The organism is Actinomadura graeca, assembly GCF_019175365.1.
In the GTDB taxonomy this organism is placed as follows: domain Bacteria; phylum Actinomycetota; class Actinomycetes; order Streptosporangiales; family Streptosporangiaceae; genus Spirillospora; species Spirillospora graeca.
Map to the genome: position 1 here is coordinate 5385636 of NZ_CP059572.1, position 13768 is coordinate 5399403.

The window sequence follows — 13768 nt, forward strand, 5'->3', positions numbered from 1 at the left end:
CCCGGCCGACGGTGCCGGGACCACGCGGGGTGCCATCAGCGTTCGACCCGACGCAGGTGGAGGAGGACCGGTTCGCGAGGTTTCAGGGTGATGTCCACCCGCGGCTCGACCGGCGAGGTGTTCTGGAGGACGGGCCGGAACCGGCTCAGGAGCGTGGCGAGGATGAGAGGGGCCTCCAGGAAGAAGAAGACGCGGCCCGCGCACTGGTTGGGCCCTCCGCCGAAGGCCATGTAGGCAAAACGGTGCCGCGTCTCGCCCGGGGCGAAACGCTCGGGGTCGAAGACGCCGGGCTCCGGCCAGACGTCGGGCAGCCGGTGGGTGAGGAAGGGAGAGATGATCACGGTGGAACCGGCGCGGACGCGTATCCCATCGATGACGTCGTCGGCCGCGACCGTGCGCGGCGTGATCCACGCCACCGAGTACATGCGCAGAACCTCGTGCAGGAACTTCTTGGTGTACACCAGCTTCGGAAGGTGGTCGAAACCGGGCGCGTCCGTCCCGACCACGCTGTCGATCTCGTCGTAGAGCCTTGCGCGGATCTCCGGATGGGAGTCCAGCGCCGCCCACAGGAACGACAGGGCCGAGACCGTGGTGTCGGTGCTCGCGACGAACAGGCCGACCACCCCGTCCCGCACTGCCTGGTCGTCGACGCCCCGCCCCGCGTCATCACGCGCCCGGATCATCATCGACACGACGTCGCGCCCCTCGGCGCCCTCGCGGCGCGCTTTCGCGACGATGGGGAAGATGAGATCGTCAACGGCCTCGACGCAGCGGTTGAAGGCCCGGTCGCCGGGAAGCGGGATCGAGAGCGGCACGAACGGCATCAGCATCCGTGATCGGAACGAGGACGTCGTCGCGGTGACCAGCACGCGGCCGAGCTCGTCGATCCCGGACAGCGAGATACGGTCCCCGACGAGCACGCGGATGATCGTCCGGTACACGACACGGGTCATCTCCGCGAAGGCGTCCACCGGCCGTCCGGGCCGGACCCGGGCGGCGAGATCGTCGATGGCCTCGGCGATGGTCGCCGTCATCTCGTCCGCGATGGCCATGGTGCTCGGCCCGGACAGCAGCGTTTGGAAGACCTTGCGTTTGACGGGCCAGCTCGGGTCGGCGTCGGACCCCTCACCCGTAAGCCGGCTGAGAGGTTTCCACATCATGCCTTCCCTGCGGTAGTTCACCACGTTGTCGCGCAGGACGTGCTGGAGGTGCTCGGGGTGAGTGATCAAGTAGGGGCGGAACGGGCCCAGGTTCACCCGCGCGATCTCGCCGTCGGCCTCCCTGCCGATCGCCTCGAACGCTCTCAGTGGATTTCGCAAGAGCCCTGGCAGGTGGCTGATCGAGAGCGTCTTGGCTTCACGGACGGAGCGGGTACCGGCATCGAGGGACATTCTGGACCCTTTGTGTCAAGAGGTGGCGCGGGTAGTCCAGGACGGTGGCTCGGAGGCGGACTCGGTGGTGCTTTATGTGGTTTTGTGATCGATGATCAGTTTTTGGGCGTTTCGAGGGAAGTATCACATGATCATTTGACGGAAACAAGCGTCCTAATGGGAGGAATTGTGACTATCCGCTTGTGATGTAGGTCACTTTGCAAGTGATTTGTCTCTGCCGTCAGTAGCGTCTGACAGCGCAAAAGTCGCACAAATGTTCGAACTGTCGGCCATCGAGATGTTTCGAAAACGCCGGGGTTACAGGTCGTTCGACGGGGTGAGCATGGCGGGCCATGCCAGTCCGTTGGAGACCTTGAACCTGCCGGAGACCGTGCGGGCGCCGCACCGCGCCTCGATGGTGTACATATCCGGCTTGACTTCGCGCTTGACGGTCGCGGTGCCGTGCCCGCGGCCGTCCAGAGGGGCCCGTCCGGTGAACGCCGCGGAGGCCGCGTCGCGCGGGCGGACGCACCCGGGGACCGACAACTGCACCCGCTGTCCGGGACGTGCCGCACCCGGCTCCACCGTGATCCTGCCGCGTCCCGTCGCCGTCGCCTGTCCCACCGCCGGTGCCGCGAGCCCCGCCGTGACGAGTGCGGTTCCCAACACGGTGACGCTGAGCAGGCGCAACGGGGCTCCTTGGCCGGGGGCGATGTGGCTTCCGGCACTCTAGTGGTTCAGGGGCCCGTGCTCCAGGGCTAGTGGACGGCCTCGGGCACCGGCTCGGGGAGCGGCCGCGTCCGTCGCGCGGCGCGCACCCCGTCCCATGTCAGGGCGATGAGGGCGAGCCACACCAGGAGGAATCCGGCCCAGCGGCTCGCGGGCATCCGCTCGTCCTGGACCAGCAGGCCGATGAGGAACTGCAGGATGGGCGCCAGGTACTGGAGCATGCCGATCGTGCTCAGGGGCAGCCGGATCGCCGCCGAGTTGAAGAGCAGCAGCGGGACCGCCGTCACGAGCCCCGCCCCCGCCACGAGCGCCGCGTGCCCGATCCCGTGGTGGCCGACCGCCGCGTCCCCCCGCACCTGGAGTGTCACCGCGACCGCGAGCGCGGGCAGGAACATGACGGCCGTCTCGACGGTCAGGCTCTCCACCGAAGGCGTGTTCGCGAACTTCTTGAGCAGGCCATACGTCCCGAACGAGCACGCCAGGACCAGTGCGATCCAGGGCAGCCGCCCGTAGTCGACGGTCAGCAGCACGACCGCCGCCGTGCCCAGCCCGACCGCGGCCCACTGCCAGAACCGGAGCCGCTCCCGGAAGACGGCCACCCCGAACAGCACGCTGATCAGGGGGTTGATGAAGTACCCCAGCGCCCCCTCGATGGTGTGCCCGCTGTTGACCGCGTAGATGAAGGTGCCCCAGTTGGCGCTGACCAGCACCGCCGCCAGCGCCAGCAGCCCGGCCTGCCGCCACGTGATCGCCCGGAGCCTGCTCCAGTTCCGCCCGGCCGCGAGGATCGCGGCCACCGCGACCAGCGACCACATGATCCGGTGGGCCAGGATCTCCATCGCGCCCGCCGGCTTCAGCAGCGGCCAGTAGAGCGGGAACAACCCCCACAGAACGTAGGCTCCGGCCCCGTACAGCACACCACGCTTCACAAACGGCACCCTAGCAGGACGTAATCACCCAAATAGATCCACACTCATGACGCCGTCGCCGAGCTAACCTGAAGTCATGTTCGGCTTCGCGAAGACCCACATGGTCAGTCCGGAGAAGGCCCTCCCCGGCCGGGAGACGCCCATCCCGGTGCCGCCCCGCCACGAGGTCCTTGACGCTCCGCTCGCCCCGCCCTTCCCCGACGGCACCGAGATCGCCGAGTTCGCGCTCGGCTGCTTCTGGGGCGCCGAACGCAAGTTCTGGGAGACCCCCGGCGTCGTGTCCACGTCCGTCGGCTACGAGGGCGGCCACACCCCGAACCCCACTTACGAAGAGGTTTGCAGCGGCCTCACCGGCCACACCGAGACCGTCCGCGTCGCGTACGACCCGTCCAAGGTCTCCTACGACGTCCTCCTCCGCGTCTTCTGGGAGTCCCACGACCCCACCCAGGGCATGCGCCAGGGCAACGACGTCGGCACCCAGTACCGCTCGGCGATTTTCTACCGCACCGAGTCCCAGCGCGCCGCCGCCGAAACGTCCCGGGACGCCTACCAGCCCGTCCTCACCGCCGCCGGCCACGGCCCCATCACCACCGACCTCACCCCGGCGACGACCTTCTACTACGCCGAGGACTACCACCAGCAGTACCTCCACAAGAACCCCGGCGGCTACTGCGGCCTGGGCGGAACCGGCCTGAGCTGCCCCGTAGGCGTCGCGAGGGCAGAGTAGGACTGACCTTCCAGAACGCCCGAGCGAAGCCGGGGCACCCGCGTGCACGCTCCCTGGAAAGAATTGGCCGCGCAGACAGCACAAAGCCCCGATCAACGAGATGATCAGGGCTTTGTGCTGTTCGCCCGTCAGGGCATGTCGTGGTCACCACGCTTGATCGCGGTCACAAGCTCGCGGAAACTCACGGCGGGAAGCGCGAGCCTGGGACCCTCCGGATCCTTGCTGTCCCGGACACCCACGGTCGAGGGGAGGGCGGCCAGCTCTACGCAGGCCCCGCCTTCAGATGTGCTTTTGCTTGCTTTGCGCCATGTGGTCATGCGTGCGTCCTCGTTGCTTCCACGATCGCATTATGGCTTTCTGCCGTGTTCCAGGCTAGATCACTGACTTGTTCCATGCGTCGCGCGTAGCGTTCCACACGGTCCGGCTCCAGGACGAGCCGTCCGACCATGCCCGGTGCTTCGGCGAACGCCATGTCGGCCCCCACGGTGAGGAGCTGACATGATGTTCGAGTTGCTCGATCATCATTCGTCGGCGTCGCCCGAGCAGAGTAGGGCTGACCTGCCAGAATGGCTGAACGAAGCCGGGCCACACGCGTGCACGCTCCCTGGACGGAATTGCCCCGCGCAGACAGCACAAAGCCCCGATCACACGATGCGATCGGGCTTGCAGCCGCCCGGCCGTTAGGGGGTGTCGTGGTTACCCGTCTTAACGTCGTGAACGAGGGCCCGGAAGGACGTCGGGGAGAGCGCGAAGGCGGGGCCAAGGGGGTTCTTGCTGTCTCGTACTCCGATGTTTTCCGGTAGCTGCGCAATCTCAACACAGTCGCCGCCGGACGTGTCGCTCTGAGACGCCTTGCGCCAAACGATCATTGATAGATCTCCAAAGCTCTTTCGAGGGCGGCCCACGTCGAGCCGATTCCTTTCGTCGTGTCGCTTATAAGGTCGCAGCTTACTGCGTACCTCAGAGATCCCCCTCGAACACGGCCTGTTCCGGGCTGTTCGGTGCGGGCGGCGGGCCCCGGGATGGTGGCCTGGGGTGAGGTTCTTTACCTTCGGGGCCCGCACTGTCCGAGCGGCGCGATGAACGGCTCACGCGGAACGAGTCGAGACGTTCACGCGTGAGCGGTGGGCGTCAAAGCGCCCGTGCCGAAGTGGTGAGCCCCTCCAAGGATCGTCCCCTGGCGCTCCTTGGACGGGGATGCTGTCCGGCGCGAGACCCCCGCCGTTCACCGGACACCCGATGAACGCGGGGAGGTCCGCGAAACCTTCTGCGCTCATCGCCTCGCCGCGTGCACCCTTCTGGCCCCACCGGCGACGACACGCAGTTTGCTACTTGGGGTAGTAAACTGCGGGCATGGCTGCGGAGGAGAAGGAGTTCGGGCTGGGTGAAGGCCCGGCGGTGAAGGCGAGCGTCTCACTGAGGGCAGGAAACATCCGTGCAGTCCGCGAACGGGTGGGAGCCCGCGGCTTCTCCGCCTACGTCGACGCCGCCGTTGAGCGTCAGATAGAGCGGGACCTGCTCGAAGAGGCACTACAGGCCAATGAGGACGCCTCTGGGCCGATCCCGCAGACGCTTCGCGACGAGGCCGCAGATCTCTTCCGTTCGGTCAAGGCGGCACCCGAGCTGCAGGAGGGCGCTGAGTGGACCGGACACGAAGCAGGCTGAGCGCGGGGACGCTCGTCCTCGACTGCGAGGGTCTGGTCAAGTGGTGCGGAGCCGATCAACGCGTCACCGCTCTGGTCCGCGAAACCCAGGACAACGACTTCCGCGTGGTGGCCAGTGCGCTCACTCCGATCGAAGCCCAGGACATCCGGACCAAGCCGGACAGGCTCCGTTGGTACCTGTCCAGGCTCCGCATCGAACCGGTCACCGAAGAGATCAGCCTGGCGGCCGCCGACCTCCTTCGCGTCCACCGCCTTCACGGGCATCAGTACGCGATCGATGCGGTCGTCGCCTCGACTGCGCTTCGGGCTCCCAAGCCCGTCGTACTGCTCACTTCTGACGAGGGCGCCATGACGACCCTCTGCGGAAAGTCCATCAAGGTAGTCGCCGTGTGACTCGCTCCAGCCCACGCCTTCCGGTCTCCGTGCTCTGCCCCGTAGGCGCAGCCCGCACCGAGTAAAGGCCAAGCTGCCAGAACGTAGATGCTGGCGGCCAGGCCCGCCGGTTGGCCGACCGTATGAAGGGCTCACGGTCGTTGAGTACTGGCTCGGCTGCTGTCGACGAAGCGGGCGTATATACTGAAGCTGCGGTTGGATATACGGGGGATGAGGTCATGACCAAGAAATTGATCGACATCGACGAAGACGCCCTTGCCGCCGCAGCCGAGGTGTACGGCACCCGAACGATGAAGGACACCGTCAACACGGCCCTCGCCGAAGCCGCCGCTGTGCTGCGCCGCCGCCAGGCTCTCGCGCGGCTTCGCCGACGGGCCCAGGCCGGGCAGTTCGACGAGCTGTACGCCAAGGACGCCTACCGCTCAAGGCCCTCCGCCGTCCCAGGCGACGCCGACGCCGAGTGACCGCCCACTGGCTAGCCGATACCTCTGCAGTCGTCAGGCTGCTTCGCGACGACCAGGCGTACAGCCAGTGGGAGGCCATGCTCGCTCGCCGTCTGGTCGCGATCTGCCCGATCACCGAACTGGAGATCCTCTACAGCGCCCGGTCACCGGCCGATCGCGCCGACCTGGTGGATGAGTTGGCCGAGGTGTTCGGCTGGCTGGCCGTACCAGACCGGGCTTACGGACGCGCTTTGACCGTCCAAGCGGATCTCACGGCACGCGGGCAGCACCGTGCCCCCGGTCCCGTCGACCTTCTCGTCGCCGCGGCTGCTGATCTGCATGACGTCACACTGCTGCACTATGACCGCGACTTCGATCAGATTGCCGAAGTGACGAACCAGGCGATGCAGTGGCTCGCCGCTCCTGGCACCCTTGACCGGCCCAAAGGGTGAGTATGACCGTCGAACGCCGGGTGGCCCGACACAAGGCAGGCTGAGCGCAAGAGGCGATTACAGCCTCCCGGCCCGCCGTCTTTGCTGGGTTGTTTGCGGTCTGAAGCGGGTGGGGTGGGGCGGCGCTTTTGGGCGCCGCCCCACTGGAGCGTCAGGTTGTGTGGCCGGTGGTCAGGGCTTTGGAGTCGGGGACCTGCTGGACGGGGACGCGGGCGATGCGGCGGTCGCCGTGGATCCATTCGAAGGCCCATTCGGCGGACATCAGCGCGCCTTCCTGCCAGCCGGGGAGGGGGGAGAGCTGGTCGCCGATCACCATGAAGTTGTTGTTGCCCTGGGGGTAGATGAGGGTCTGGTAGATCTTCTTGTGGTCGGGGACGTCGGGGTCCCAGTGGGCCCAGCCGTGGAGGGTGTAGGGGACCTTGTGCCAGGCGATGGATATCGCCTTGTCGTCCGGGACGATGGCCTGGCTGTTGAACTCCTCGTGGAGCTTCGCTCCGGCGGCGCGGGCCGTTGCCAGGCGCTGGTCGTGGGTGAGGTCGCCGAATTCGGCTCCGGCGTCGTAGGAGGCGTAGGCGCCGGTGAGGGTGCCCTTGCCGGTGGGGGAGAAGAAGTCGTTCGACGGATAGACGATCTGCCGGACGTTGTTGCCGAGCCAGCTGATGCCGCCATAGATCTGGTATTTGTCGGATTCCCAGAATCGCTGGTTGGCCTGCCAGCCGACCTTGCAGGTGGGCGCGGCCTGGGCGTTCTGGATCGACCAGGTGAAGTCGGTGGAGAAACCTTCCAGGTGGACCTGTTGTCTCAGGACCGGGATGGGGATGCTGCTGAGGCAATGGTCGAACGTCTTGTCGTGCGTCCCCTGGGCGTCCTTCCAGGAGATCCGGACGCCGTCGTCGCCCAGGCGGATGGCGTGGACGGGGGCGTTCAGCGTGACGGTTCCGGCGGGAAGTGTCTTGGCGATGGAGCGGGCGATGATGTCCATGCCGCCGATCGGCTGGAACATCGTGCCCTGCCAGACGATATCGCTGCCACGGTAGAACTGGTCGTTCCAGAACTCGCTTTGCAAGAGGTCGGTGAGGCGCAGCGGGTCGATCTTCTCGGCCATCTGCGTGACGCTGAGGGGTTTGGCGAGGCCCGCGCGGACGGAACCCGTGTAGGTGTGGTCGGTCTTGTCGAGCTGGCCGAACTCCACCAGGAGGGTCAGGAGCTTCTCACGCTGGGCGTCGGTCAAAGTGTCGCCGGGGATTCCCTTCTTGACCGCGGCGGCCGCGTAGGCGGCGACGTATCCGGCGGTGTCGAAGGCGATCCGGCGGTGGGTCTTGCTCGCCTTCTTCCACGCCTTGTCGGTCTGATAGAGGTTCGCGGTCGACTGCATGATGTAGGGCTCAAGGGGGATGCGGAAACGGCGGCACAGGGCGAGGACCCGCTGGTGCTGGTGGGAGAGCCGGCTCGGCCCGGCGTTGAGGTAGAGGCCCGGGTCGAACTGGCACGTGATGGTGCGGGACGAGCCGTCCGCCCACACTTCGGTGATCTTGTCGCCGCGCCGGACGGTGAAGGCGCGGCCGCCGGTGCGGTCGCGGGCCTCCAGGACGGTGACCGCGTATCCGGCCTGGATCAGCTTTCCGGCGACGGTCATTCCGCTGACTCCGGCGCCGAGGATCACCACGCTCTTCCCGTTGGCCTTCCCGGCGGGCGCCTTGAAAAGGCCGGCGGGTGCGGTTTCCGCGTGGGCGGGAACGGCGCCCGTCATCACTTGCAGCAGGGTGGCGGAGGCGGCCATGCCCAGGAAGTTCCTGCGTGAGGATCCTTCGTGGTGCTTTTCCATCATGTCTCCTTTTGAGAGATGCCGACGATGGTTTTCGGGTAGGCGAAACAGAACTACTGGCGGATGCGGGGTTTCCAGGGAGCTAAAGGAGCCCTTGGTCTCGTGCGTAGAGGGCGGCCTGGGTCCGGTCTCTGAGATTCAGCCGCTGCAGGATGCGTGAGATGTGGTTCTTGACGGTCCCTTCGCTGAGGTAGAGGCGGGTGGCGATCTCCTTGTTGGTCGCGCCGGCGGCGATGAGCCGCAGGACGTCGGTCTCGCGGGAGGTGAGGTCGGCGGGGCCGGGGAGCGCGGCGGCGAGGCGGCGGGTGATCGTGGAGTCGAGCTGCGCGACGCCCGAGCAGGCCAGGCGGACGGCGGCGGCGAGCTCGGCGGCGGGCAGGTTCTTGAGCAGGTAGCCGGTCGCGCCCGCGCGCAGCGCCTGGACGACGTACTCGTCGTCGTCGAAGGTGGTGAGCATCACGACCTTGCAGGACGGGACGCGGCGGCGGAGCTCGGCGGTGGCGGCGACGCCGTCCGTGCCCGGCATCCGCACGTCCATCAGGACGACGTCGGCGGGCACCCGCGCGGACAGGGCGGCGGCGACGGCCTCGGCGCCGTCGGCGGCGGTGCCGATGACCTCGATCCCGGGCTGGACGCCGAGGAGGGAGGCGATCCCCTCGCGGACGAGTTCCTGATCGTCCACCACGAGGACGCGGATGGGCTTCACCAAGGCACCGTCACCGAGACGGTGGTCCGGCCGGGTGCGCTGGCGAGTTCCATACGGCCGCCGATGTGGGCGATGCGTTCGCGCATCCCGCGTAGGCCGAACCCTTCGCGGAGGTCGAAACCACGGCCGTCGTCGGTGACGACCAGGCTCGCACCCTTCTCCTCGTAGGCGAGGGACAGGCGGATGTGTGTCGCCTCCGAGTGGCGGCAGGCGTTCGTCAAAGCTTCCTGGGCTGTGCGGTAGACGGCCGTGAGGGGCGCCAAGGGGCGGTCTTGGTCGTCGCCTGTCACGTCGAGGCTTATGGCGAGGCTGTCGTTGTTCAGGTGGTCTATCAGGTCGTTGAGCGCCTCGGTAAGGCGGAAGGGGTGCCGTCCGAGCGTGCGCACGGACTGCCGTACCTCGGTGAGGGCGCGGTCGGCCGACCAGCGGGCGTTGGAGAGCGCGTCCCGGGCGGCGCCGGGGTCGAGGTCGGCGAACGTCTCCGCCTTCTCCAGCTGGATGCCGATCGCGGTCAGGTGGTGGCCGAGGCTGTCGTGGATCTCGCGGGCGAGGCGGGTGCGCTCGCGTTCGGCGGACAGCGCCTCGGCGTCGCGCATCGTCCGCTCCAGGCGCATGCGGGCGTCGCGCTCGCGGACGGCGACGGACGCCATCGTGATCGACAGGACGATCCCGAGGCCGAACATCACGACGTCGGAGACGTACTCGGAGCGGGTCTGCCAGTCCTCGACCCGGACGGAGAACACGGTGACCAGGGACGCGACGCAGGCGACGCCCAGGGCGACGGACGTCCGGCGGCCGAAGGCGAAGTACGCGGTGAAGGGGACGAGCACGAACAGCACGCGCGCGATCCCGGAGACGTCGAGGGCGCCGGCCGCGAGATAGAGCACGATCCGCGCCGCGAGCAGCACGACCTGCCAGAGACGGCCGTCGAGCGGTGGCAGGCGCCGGCCGGGGGATGGGAGACGTCCGTCGAGGACGTCCAGTCCCGCCAGCAGGAGGAGGGAGGCGGCGAAACCCGCCGTGCGGGGCGAGGGGCCCGCCTCTACGACGGCGTAGTACACGCCGCCAAGGAGTACTGCCAGGCAGAGGACGGGTGACACCCACGGCACCGGGCGCGTCATCACCATGTGCGAAGGCTACGGCGGCGCGGACGCCACGGGCCACGGGCTGCCACAAAAATGGCGGATGGTCATGTGCCCATCGGCCGGTGCGGGTGTGGCCGTCTCTCACTTATCCGCTACGGGCGGCTCCTTCTACGTTGCGGTGTGTTCCTACAGAAGGAGTTCGCCATGGCGTTGCGATCCGCCGTGCTTGTCCCGACGTTGCTCGCCTCTCTTCTGAGCCCGGCCGCCGCGGTGGCCGACGCGGGTTGCGGGGAGCAGAGGCTCCGCGTCCCGGGCGCCGAGCGTTCCGTCGCGGCCTGCCTGGACGACCTGACCACCGCCGGGACCGTGCCCGGCGGCCACACCGACCCGGCCGACTGGGCCGGCCTGGAGGCGCCCGGGACGGTCAACCCGTCGGGCGTCCCGGGCATCCAGATCGACGGGTACTTCCCCGACACGTCCGCCGGCAACCCGACCCACGGGTGGAACCACGATGCCCAGTTCGTGATCCGGCTTCCGCGGAAGTGGAACGGAGGTCTGGTCGTCAGCGCCCCGCCGGGTGTGAGGGAGCAGTACGCGAACGACCGCATCATCGGCGACCACGTCCTGGCCAAGGGGTACGCGTTCGCGGCGACCGACAAGGGCGGCACCGGCGCGGCCATCTACAAGGGCGGACGGCGTCCGGGGGACGTGATCCAGGAGTGGCACAGGCGCCTCGCCCAGCTGACAGTGGCTGCCAAATCTGTCGCGGCGCAGCGGTACGGGAGCGCGCCGCGCTACACGTACGCGGCCGGGCTGTCCGCGGGCGGATACATCGTCCGGGGGCAACTCGAACGCCACACCGGGCTCTACACGGGCGGGGTCGACTGGAACGCGCTCCTGTTCACCGCGAAGGGCCCGAACCTGCTCACCACCCTGCCGCCCGCGCTGCGCGCCTATCCCCGGTACGCGGCCGGTAAGCCGGGCGCGCATGAGGAGATGCTCGCGGCCGGGTATCCGGCCGGTTCCGAGCCGCTCTGGGGCGCCCACTACAAGAACCAGTGGGACTTCTTGCAGCGGATCACGCGCGAGGAACTCGACCCGTCCTACGACGGCGCCGCCGAAGCCGGTACACCGTTCTGCCCGGAGGGGACGGGTGCGGGCTGCGACACCGACTACGACTACGGGTCGCGTCCGCGGTCGGTGCACGACGCCGTGCGGCGGGTGTCCTTGACGGGACGGATCGCACGCCCGCTCATCAGCGTCCACGGCACGCTCGACGTGCTGGCGCCGATCAGCAAGACCGGTGACGTCTACGCCAAGATGGTGCGGGACTCCGGACGCGGATCGTTGCACCGCTACTACCGTGTTCCCGGCGGTACCCACACGGATGGGTTCAGCGCTGCGTTCCCCACGCTCGTCCGGCCGATGCAGTCCGACTTCCTCACGGCGTTCGACCGGCTCGTCGCCTGGACGCAGCGGGGTGTTCAGCCGCCTCCGTCCTCCTAAGGGGCGATCTCAGGGGGTCGTGCCCTGGCGGACGAGCCGGAGGAGCCTGTCGGTCTGCGGGGCGTCCTCTGCGGCCGCGTCCTCTGCGGCCAAGGCGATGCCGTTGGCCAGGGTGAGGAGGTCGGTTGCTTTCAGATCCGGGCAGACCTCACCGGCCTTCTGCGCGCGCGCGAGGAGCGCCGACGTAGTCTCGTGCATCGCCGTGTGCCAATCGTCGAACAGTGCGCTGCGCTCGCATTCGGGTATGGCGCGGGCCAGGTCCGTCTTGGTGGCGACGTGGGCGATGAAGGTCCGGAGCCAGGAGAACAGGGCGTCGGCGGGCGGGTCCTCGGTGAGGAGGTCCCGCCCCTCGGCGGTGAGGGCGGCGACCTCCCCGGCGTACACGGCGACGAGCAGGTCGCGGCGGGTGGGGAAGTGCCGGTACATGGTCGCGTTGCCGACCCCCGCCCGGCGGGCGACCACGTCGAGCGGCGCGTCCGTCCCCTGGTCGGCGAAGACGTCCCTGGCGGCCGCCAGCAGCAGCTCGCGGTTGCGTCGCGCGTCCGCCCGGGGCATGTCCCTCCAGTGTCAGGCGGGGATCTTCCGGTCAGGTTACTCCGGGCCCCGCGTCCCGCCGGGGCCGGAAACGGCTCAGGGCCTCCCGGAACGGGAGGCCCTGTGGTTCGGCGTGGCTTCGGTCAGTACGGCAGGAGGCGGCCCGAGGGCGTCCTCAGGTCGGATGGACTCGGTTGACGTGGGGGCTTGGGGCGCTTGATGAGCTGCTGCCGTGCCATGGTGATCATCTCCCCCGTCGGACCGGGTGTTAACCCGGTGATCGAGCCGATGTCGCATGCACTTCGTAGGACGCGCCTACCGCGCGTCAGGTTCGCCGAGCTTATGTGACAACGTCTGCCTGTTCGACCGAATTTCTGCCGCGTGGACGGCGCGCGGACGGCCGCACGCGGCCAGGGGATACGGCCGCACGCGGTCAGGAGACATGGCCGCACGCGGTCAGGAGACGATGTCGCGGTTCCGGAAACGGCGGAACGCCAGCGCGAACAGGACGGCGGCGTAGGAGAGGGATATCGCGGCGCCCTTGGCCATGCCCGTCCACTGGATCTGGGGTTGGAGCGCGTCCATCCACGAGTACATCCAGTGGGTGGGCAGGAAGTCGCGCCACGAGCCGAGCGCGGTCACCGCGTCCAGGATGTTGCTGACGATGACCAGGCCGACGGCGCCGCCGACCGCGCCGAGGGGCGAGTCGGTGGTGACCGACAGCAGGAACGCCAGCGCCGCGACGACGAGCTGGGCGACGAGGGAGTAGCCGATGATGATCGCCATCCGGCCGAGCGCCGTGCCCACCGGGACGGTTCCGCCGGTCGGCAGCTCCACGTCGCCCCAGCCGAAGCCCACGGTGCCCGCGACCAGCGCCATCAGCGGGAGGCTGACGACGGCGACCACGGCGTAGGACAGCGACACGGCCAGCTTCTGGCGGAGCAGCCGCGCGCGCGGGACGGGCGCGGCGAGCAGGTAGCGCAGGGACGACCAGCCGGCCTCGCTCGCCACCGTGTCACCGCAGAACAGGGCGACCGCGACGACCAGCAGGAAACCCGTCGAGACGAACAGGGCGAAGAGGGCGAAGTTCAGCGCGCTCGCGGTGGCGACGTCGACCAGGCTCGGGATGCCGTCGGGCCCCGGATCGCCGCCGATCTTGAACGCGCCGACCAGCACCCACGGCAGGATGAGCAGGATCCCGAACGCGACGAGGGTGCGGCGCCGCCGGAACTGGCGGACGGCCTCCACCCGCAGCGGCAGTGTCCGCCGCACGTGGTAGCCCGGTGATCCACCGGATCCGTCCCGCGGCGGGGAGGCGGATCCGGAGGTCGGCCCGGAGCCGGGTCCTGAGGTCGGCCCGGGGGCGGACGAGGTCGCGGTCACGGCTTCTCCTGCGCTCTCTCCC

16 protein-coding genes are annotated in these 13768 nt (G+C 68.5%); 6 read left to right on the top strand and 10 right to left on the bottom strand.

Going from position 1 to position 13768, the window contains the following annotated elements; translation table 11 throughout:
* Positions 1-35: 35 nt before the first annotated feature.
* From AGRA3207_RS23905 to rarD, 3 genes are all read right to left on the bottom strand, one after another.
* On the bottom strand, positions 36-1391 hold the full coding sequence (locus tag AGRA3207_RS23905; RefSeq protein ID WP_231329270.1) for a cytochrome P450: 1356 nt from the start codon (positions 1389-1391) through the stop codon (positions 36-38).
* Between the two features lie 297 nt (positions 1392-1688).
* The gene (locus tag AGRA3207_RS23910) at positions 1689-2060 is read right to left on the bottom strand and encodes a hypothetical protein (RefSeq protein WP_231329271.1); all 372 of its coding nucleotides are present in this window, start codon (positions 2058-2060) and stop codon (positions 1689-1691) included.
* 68 nt (positions 2061-2128) lie between these two features.
* Positions 2129-3037: an EamA family transporter RarD gene (rarD, locus tag AGRA3207_RS23915; protein ID WP_231329272.1), complete on the bottom strand. Its 909-nt coding sequence runs from the start codon at positions 3035-3037 to the stop codon at positions 2129-2131.
* 67 nt (positions 3038-3104) lie between these two features.
* On the opposite strand from rarD, the gene msrA reads away from it, so the two are divergent.
* On the top strand, positions 3105-3755 hold the full coding sequence (gene msrA / locus AGRA3207_RS23920; protein ID WP_231329273.1) for a peptide-methionine (S)-S-oxide reductase MsrA: 651 nt from the start codon (positions 3105-3107) through the stop codon (positions 3753-3755).
* Between the two features lie 128 nt (positions 3756-3883).
* Here the strand turns inward: msrA and AGRA3207_RS23925 are convergent, their stop codons facing one another.
* Positions 3884-4072, bottom strand: a complete 189-nt coding sequence (locus AGRA3207_RS23925) for a DUF397 domain-containing protein (RefSeq protein WP_231329274.1) — start codon at positions 4070-4072, stop codon at positions 3884-3886.
* Between the two features lie 363 nt (positions 4073-4435).
* Positions 4436-4624 carry a DUF397 domain-containing protein gene (locus AGRA3207_RS23930; RefSeq protein ID WP_231329275.1) on the bottom strand — a complete coding sequence of 63 codons (189 nt, stop codon included), beginning with the start codon at positions 4622-4624 and terminating at the stop codon, positions 4436-4438.
* A gap of 484 nt (positions 4625-5108) precedes the next feature.
* Here AGRA3207_RS23930 and AGRA3207_RS23935 point away from each other — a divergent pair, with 484 nt between their 5' ends.
* The 4 genes from AGRA3207_RS23935 to AGRA3207_RS23950 all read left to right on the top strand — a co-directional run bounded on the left by AGRA3207_RS23935 (position 5109) and on the right by AGRA3207_RS23950 (position 6707).
* Entirely contained in the window at positions 5109-5420 is a 312-nt protein-coding gene (locus tag AGRA3207_RS23935) for a hypothetical protein (RefSeq protein WP_231329276.1), read from the top strand.
* On the top strand, positions 5396-5812 hold the full coding sequence (locus tag AGRA3207_RS23940; RefSeq protein ID WP_231329277.1) for a PIN domain-containing protein: 417 nt from the start codon (positions 5396-5398) through the stop codon (positions 5810-5812). Before AGRA3207_RS23935 ends, AGRA3207_RS23940 begins: the two co-directional genes overlap by 25 nt.
* A 218-nt stretch (positions 5813-6030) precedes the next feature.
* A complete protein-coding gene (locus AGRA3207_RS23945; protein ID WP_231329278.1) occupies positions 6031-6276 on the top strand; it encodes a type II toxin-antitoxin system VapB family antitoxin in 246 nt (81 codons plus the stop codon).
* On the top strand, positions 6273-6707 hold the full coding sequence (locus AGRA3207_RS23950; protein ID WP_231329279.1) for a PIN domain nuclease: 435 nt from the start codon (positions 6273-6275) through the stop codon (positions 6705-6707). The genes AGRA3207_RS23945 and AGRA3207_RS23950 overlap by 4 nt, the downstream gene beginning before the upstream one ends.
* A gap of 151 nt (positions 6708-6858) precedes the next feature.
* On the opposite strand, the gene AGRA3207_RS23955 is transcribed toward AGRA3207_RS23950, so the two are convergent.
* From AGRA3207_RS23955 to AGRA3207_RS23965, 3 genes are all read right to left on the bottom strand, one after another.
* Positions 6859-8532 carry a flavin monoamine oxidase family protein gene (locus tag AGRA3207_RS23955; RefSeq protein WP_231329280.1) on the bottom strand — a complete coding sequence of 558 codons (1674 nt, stop codon included), beginning with the start codon at positions 8530-8532 and terminating at the stop codon, positions 6859-6861.
* Positions 8533-8614: 82 nt separating this feature from the next.
* Entirely contained in the window at positions 8615-9238 is a 624-nt protein-coding gene (locus AGRA3207_RS23960; RefSeq protein WP_231329281.1) for a response regulator, read from the bottom strand.
* Positions 9235-10365 carry a sensor histidine kinase gene (locus AGRA3207_RS23965; RefSeq protein WP_231329282.1) on the bottom strand — a complete coding sequence of 377 codons (1131 nt, stop codon included), beginning with the start codon at positions 10363-10365 and terminating at the stop codon, positions 9235-9237. Before AGRA3207_RS23965 ends, AGRA3207_RS23960 begins: the two co-directional genes overlap by 4 nt.
* 162 nt (positions 10366-10527) lie before the next feature.
* On the opposite strand from AGRA3207_RS23965, the gene AGRA3207_RS23970 reads away from it, so the two are divergent.
* Positions 10528-11829, top strand: a complete 1302-nt coding sequence (locus tag AGRA3207_RS23970; protein ID WP_231329283.1) for an alpha/beta hydrolase family protein — start codon at positions 10528-10530, stop codon at positions 11827-11829.
* A 9-nt stretch (positions 11830-11838) separates the two neighbouring features.
* Here the strand turns inward: AGRA3207_RS23970 and AGRA3207_RS23975 are convergent, their stop codons facing one another.
* Positions 11839-12384, bottom strand: coding sequence for a TetR/AcrR family transcriptional regulator (locus AGRA3207_RS23975; RefSeq protein ID WP_231329284.1), 546 nt, complete (start codon positions 12382-12384; stop codon positions 11839-11841).
* 435 nt (positions 12385-12819) lie between these two features.
* Positions 12820-13746 carry an ABC transporter permease gene (locus AGRA3207_RS23980; protein ID WP_338028214.1) on the bottom strand — a complete coding sequence of 309 codons (927 nt, stop codon included), beginning with the start codon at positions 13744-13746 and terminating at the stop codon, positions 12820-12822.
* Between the last annotated feature and the right edge of the window lie 22 nt (positions 13747-13768).

Coding starts and splice junctions, on each gene's coding strand:
- AGRA3207_RS23905 (WP_231329270.1), bottom strand. CDS start 1,391: ATGTCCCTCGATGCCGGTACCCGCTCCGTCCGTGAAGCCAAGACGCTC.
- msrA (WP_231329273.1), top strand. CDS start 3,105: ATGTTCGGCTTCGCGAAGACCCACATGGTCAGTCCGGAGAAGGCCCTC.
- AGRA3207_RS23925 (WP_231329274.1), bottom strand. CDS start 4,072: ATGACCACATGGCGCAAAGCAAGCAAAAGCACATCTGAAGGCGGGGCC.
- AGRA3207_RS23930 (WP_231329275.1), bottom strand. CDS start 4,624: ATGATCGTTTGGCGCAAGGCGTCTCAGAGCGACACGTCCGGCGGCGAC.
- AGRA3207_RS23935 (WP_231329276.1), top strand. CDS start 5,109: ATGGCTGCGGAGGAGAAGGAGTTCGGGCTGGGTGAAGGCCCGGCGGTG.
- AGRA3207_RS23945 (WP_231329278.1), top strand. CDS start 6,031: ATGACCAAGAAATTGATCGACATCGACGAAGACGCCCTTGCCGCCGCA.
- AGRA3207_RS23955 (WP_231329280.1), bottom strand. CDS start 8,532: ATGGAAAAGCACCACGAAGGATCCTCACGCAGGAACTTCCTGGGCATG.
- AGRA3207_RS23965 (WP_231329282.1), bottom strand. CDS start 10,365: ATGGTGATGACGCGCCCGGTGCCGTGGGTGTCACCCGTCCTCTGCCTG.
- AGRA3207_RS23970 (WP_231329283.1), top strand. CDS start 10,528: ATGGCGTTGCGATCCGCCGTGCTTGTCCCGACGTTGCTCGCCTCTCTT.
- AGRA3207_RS23975 (WP_231329284.1), bottom strand. CDS start 12,384: ATGCCCCGGGCGGACGCGCGACGCAACCGCGAGCTGCTGCTGGCGGCC.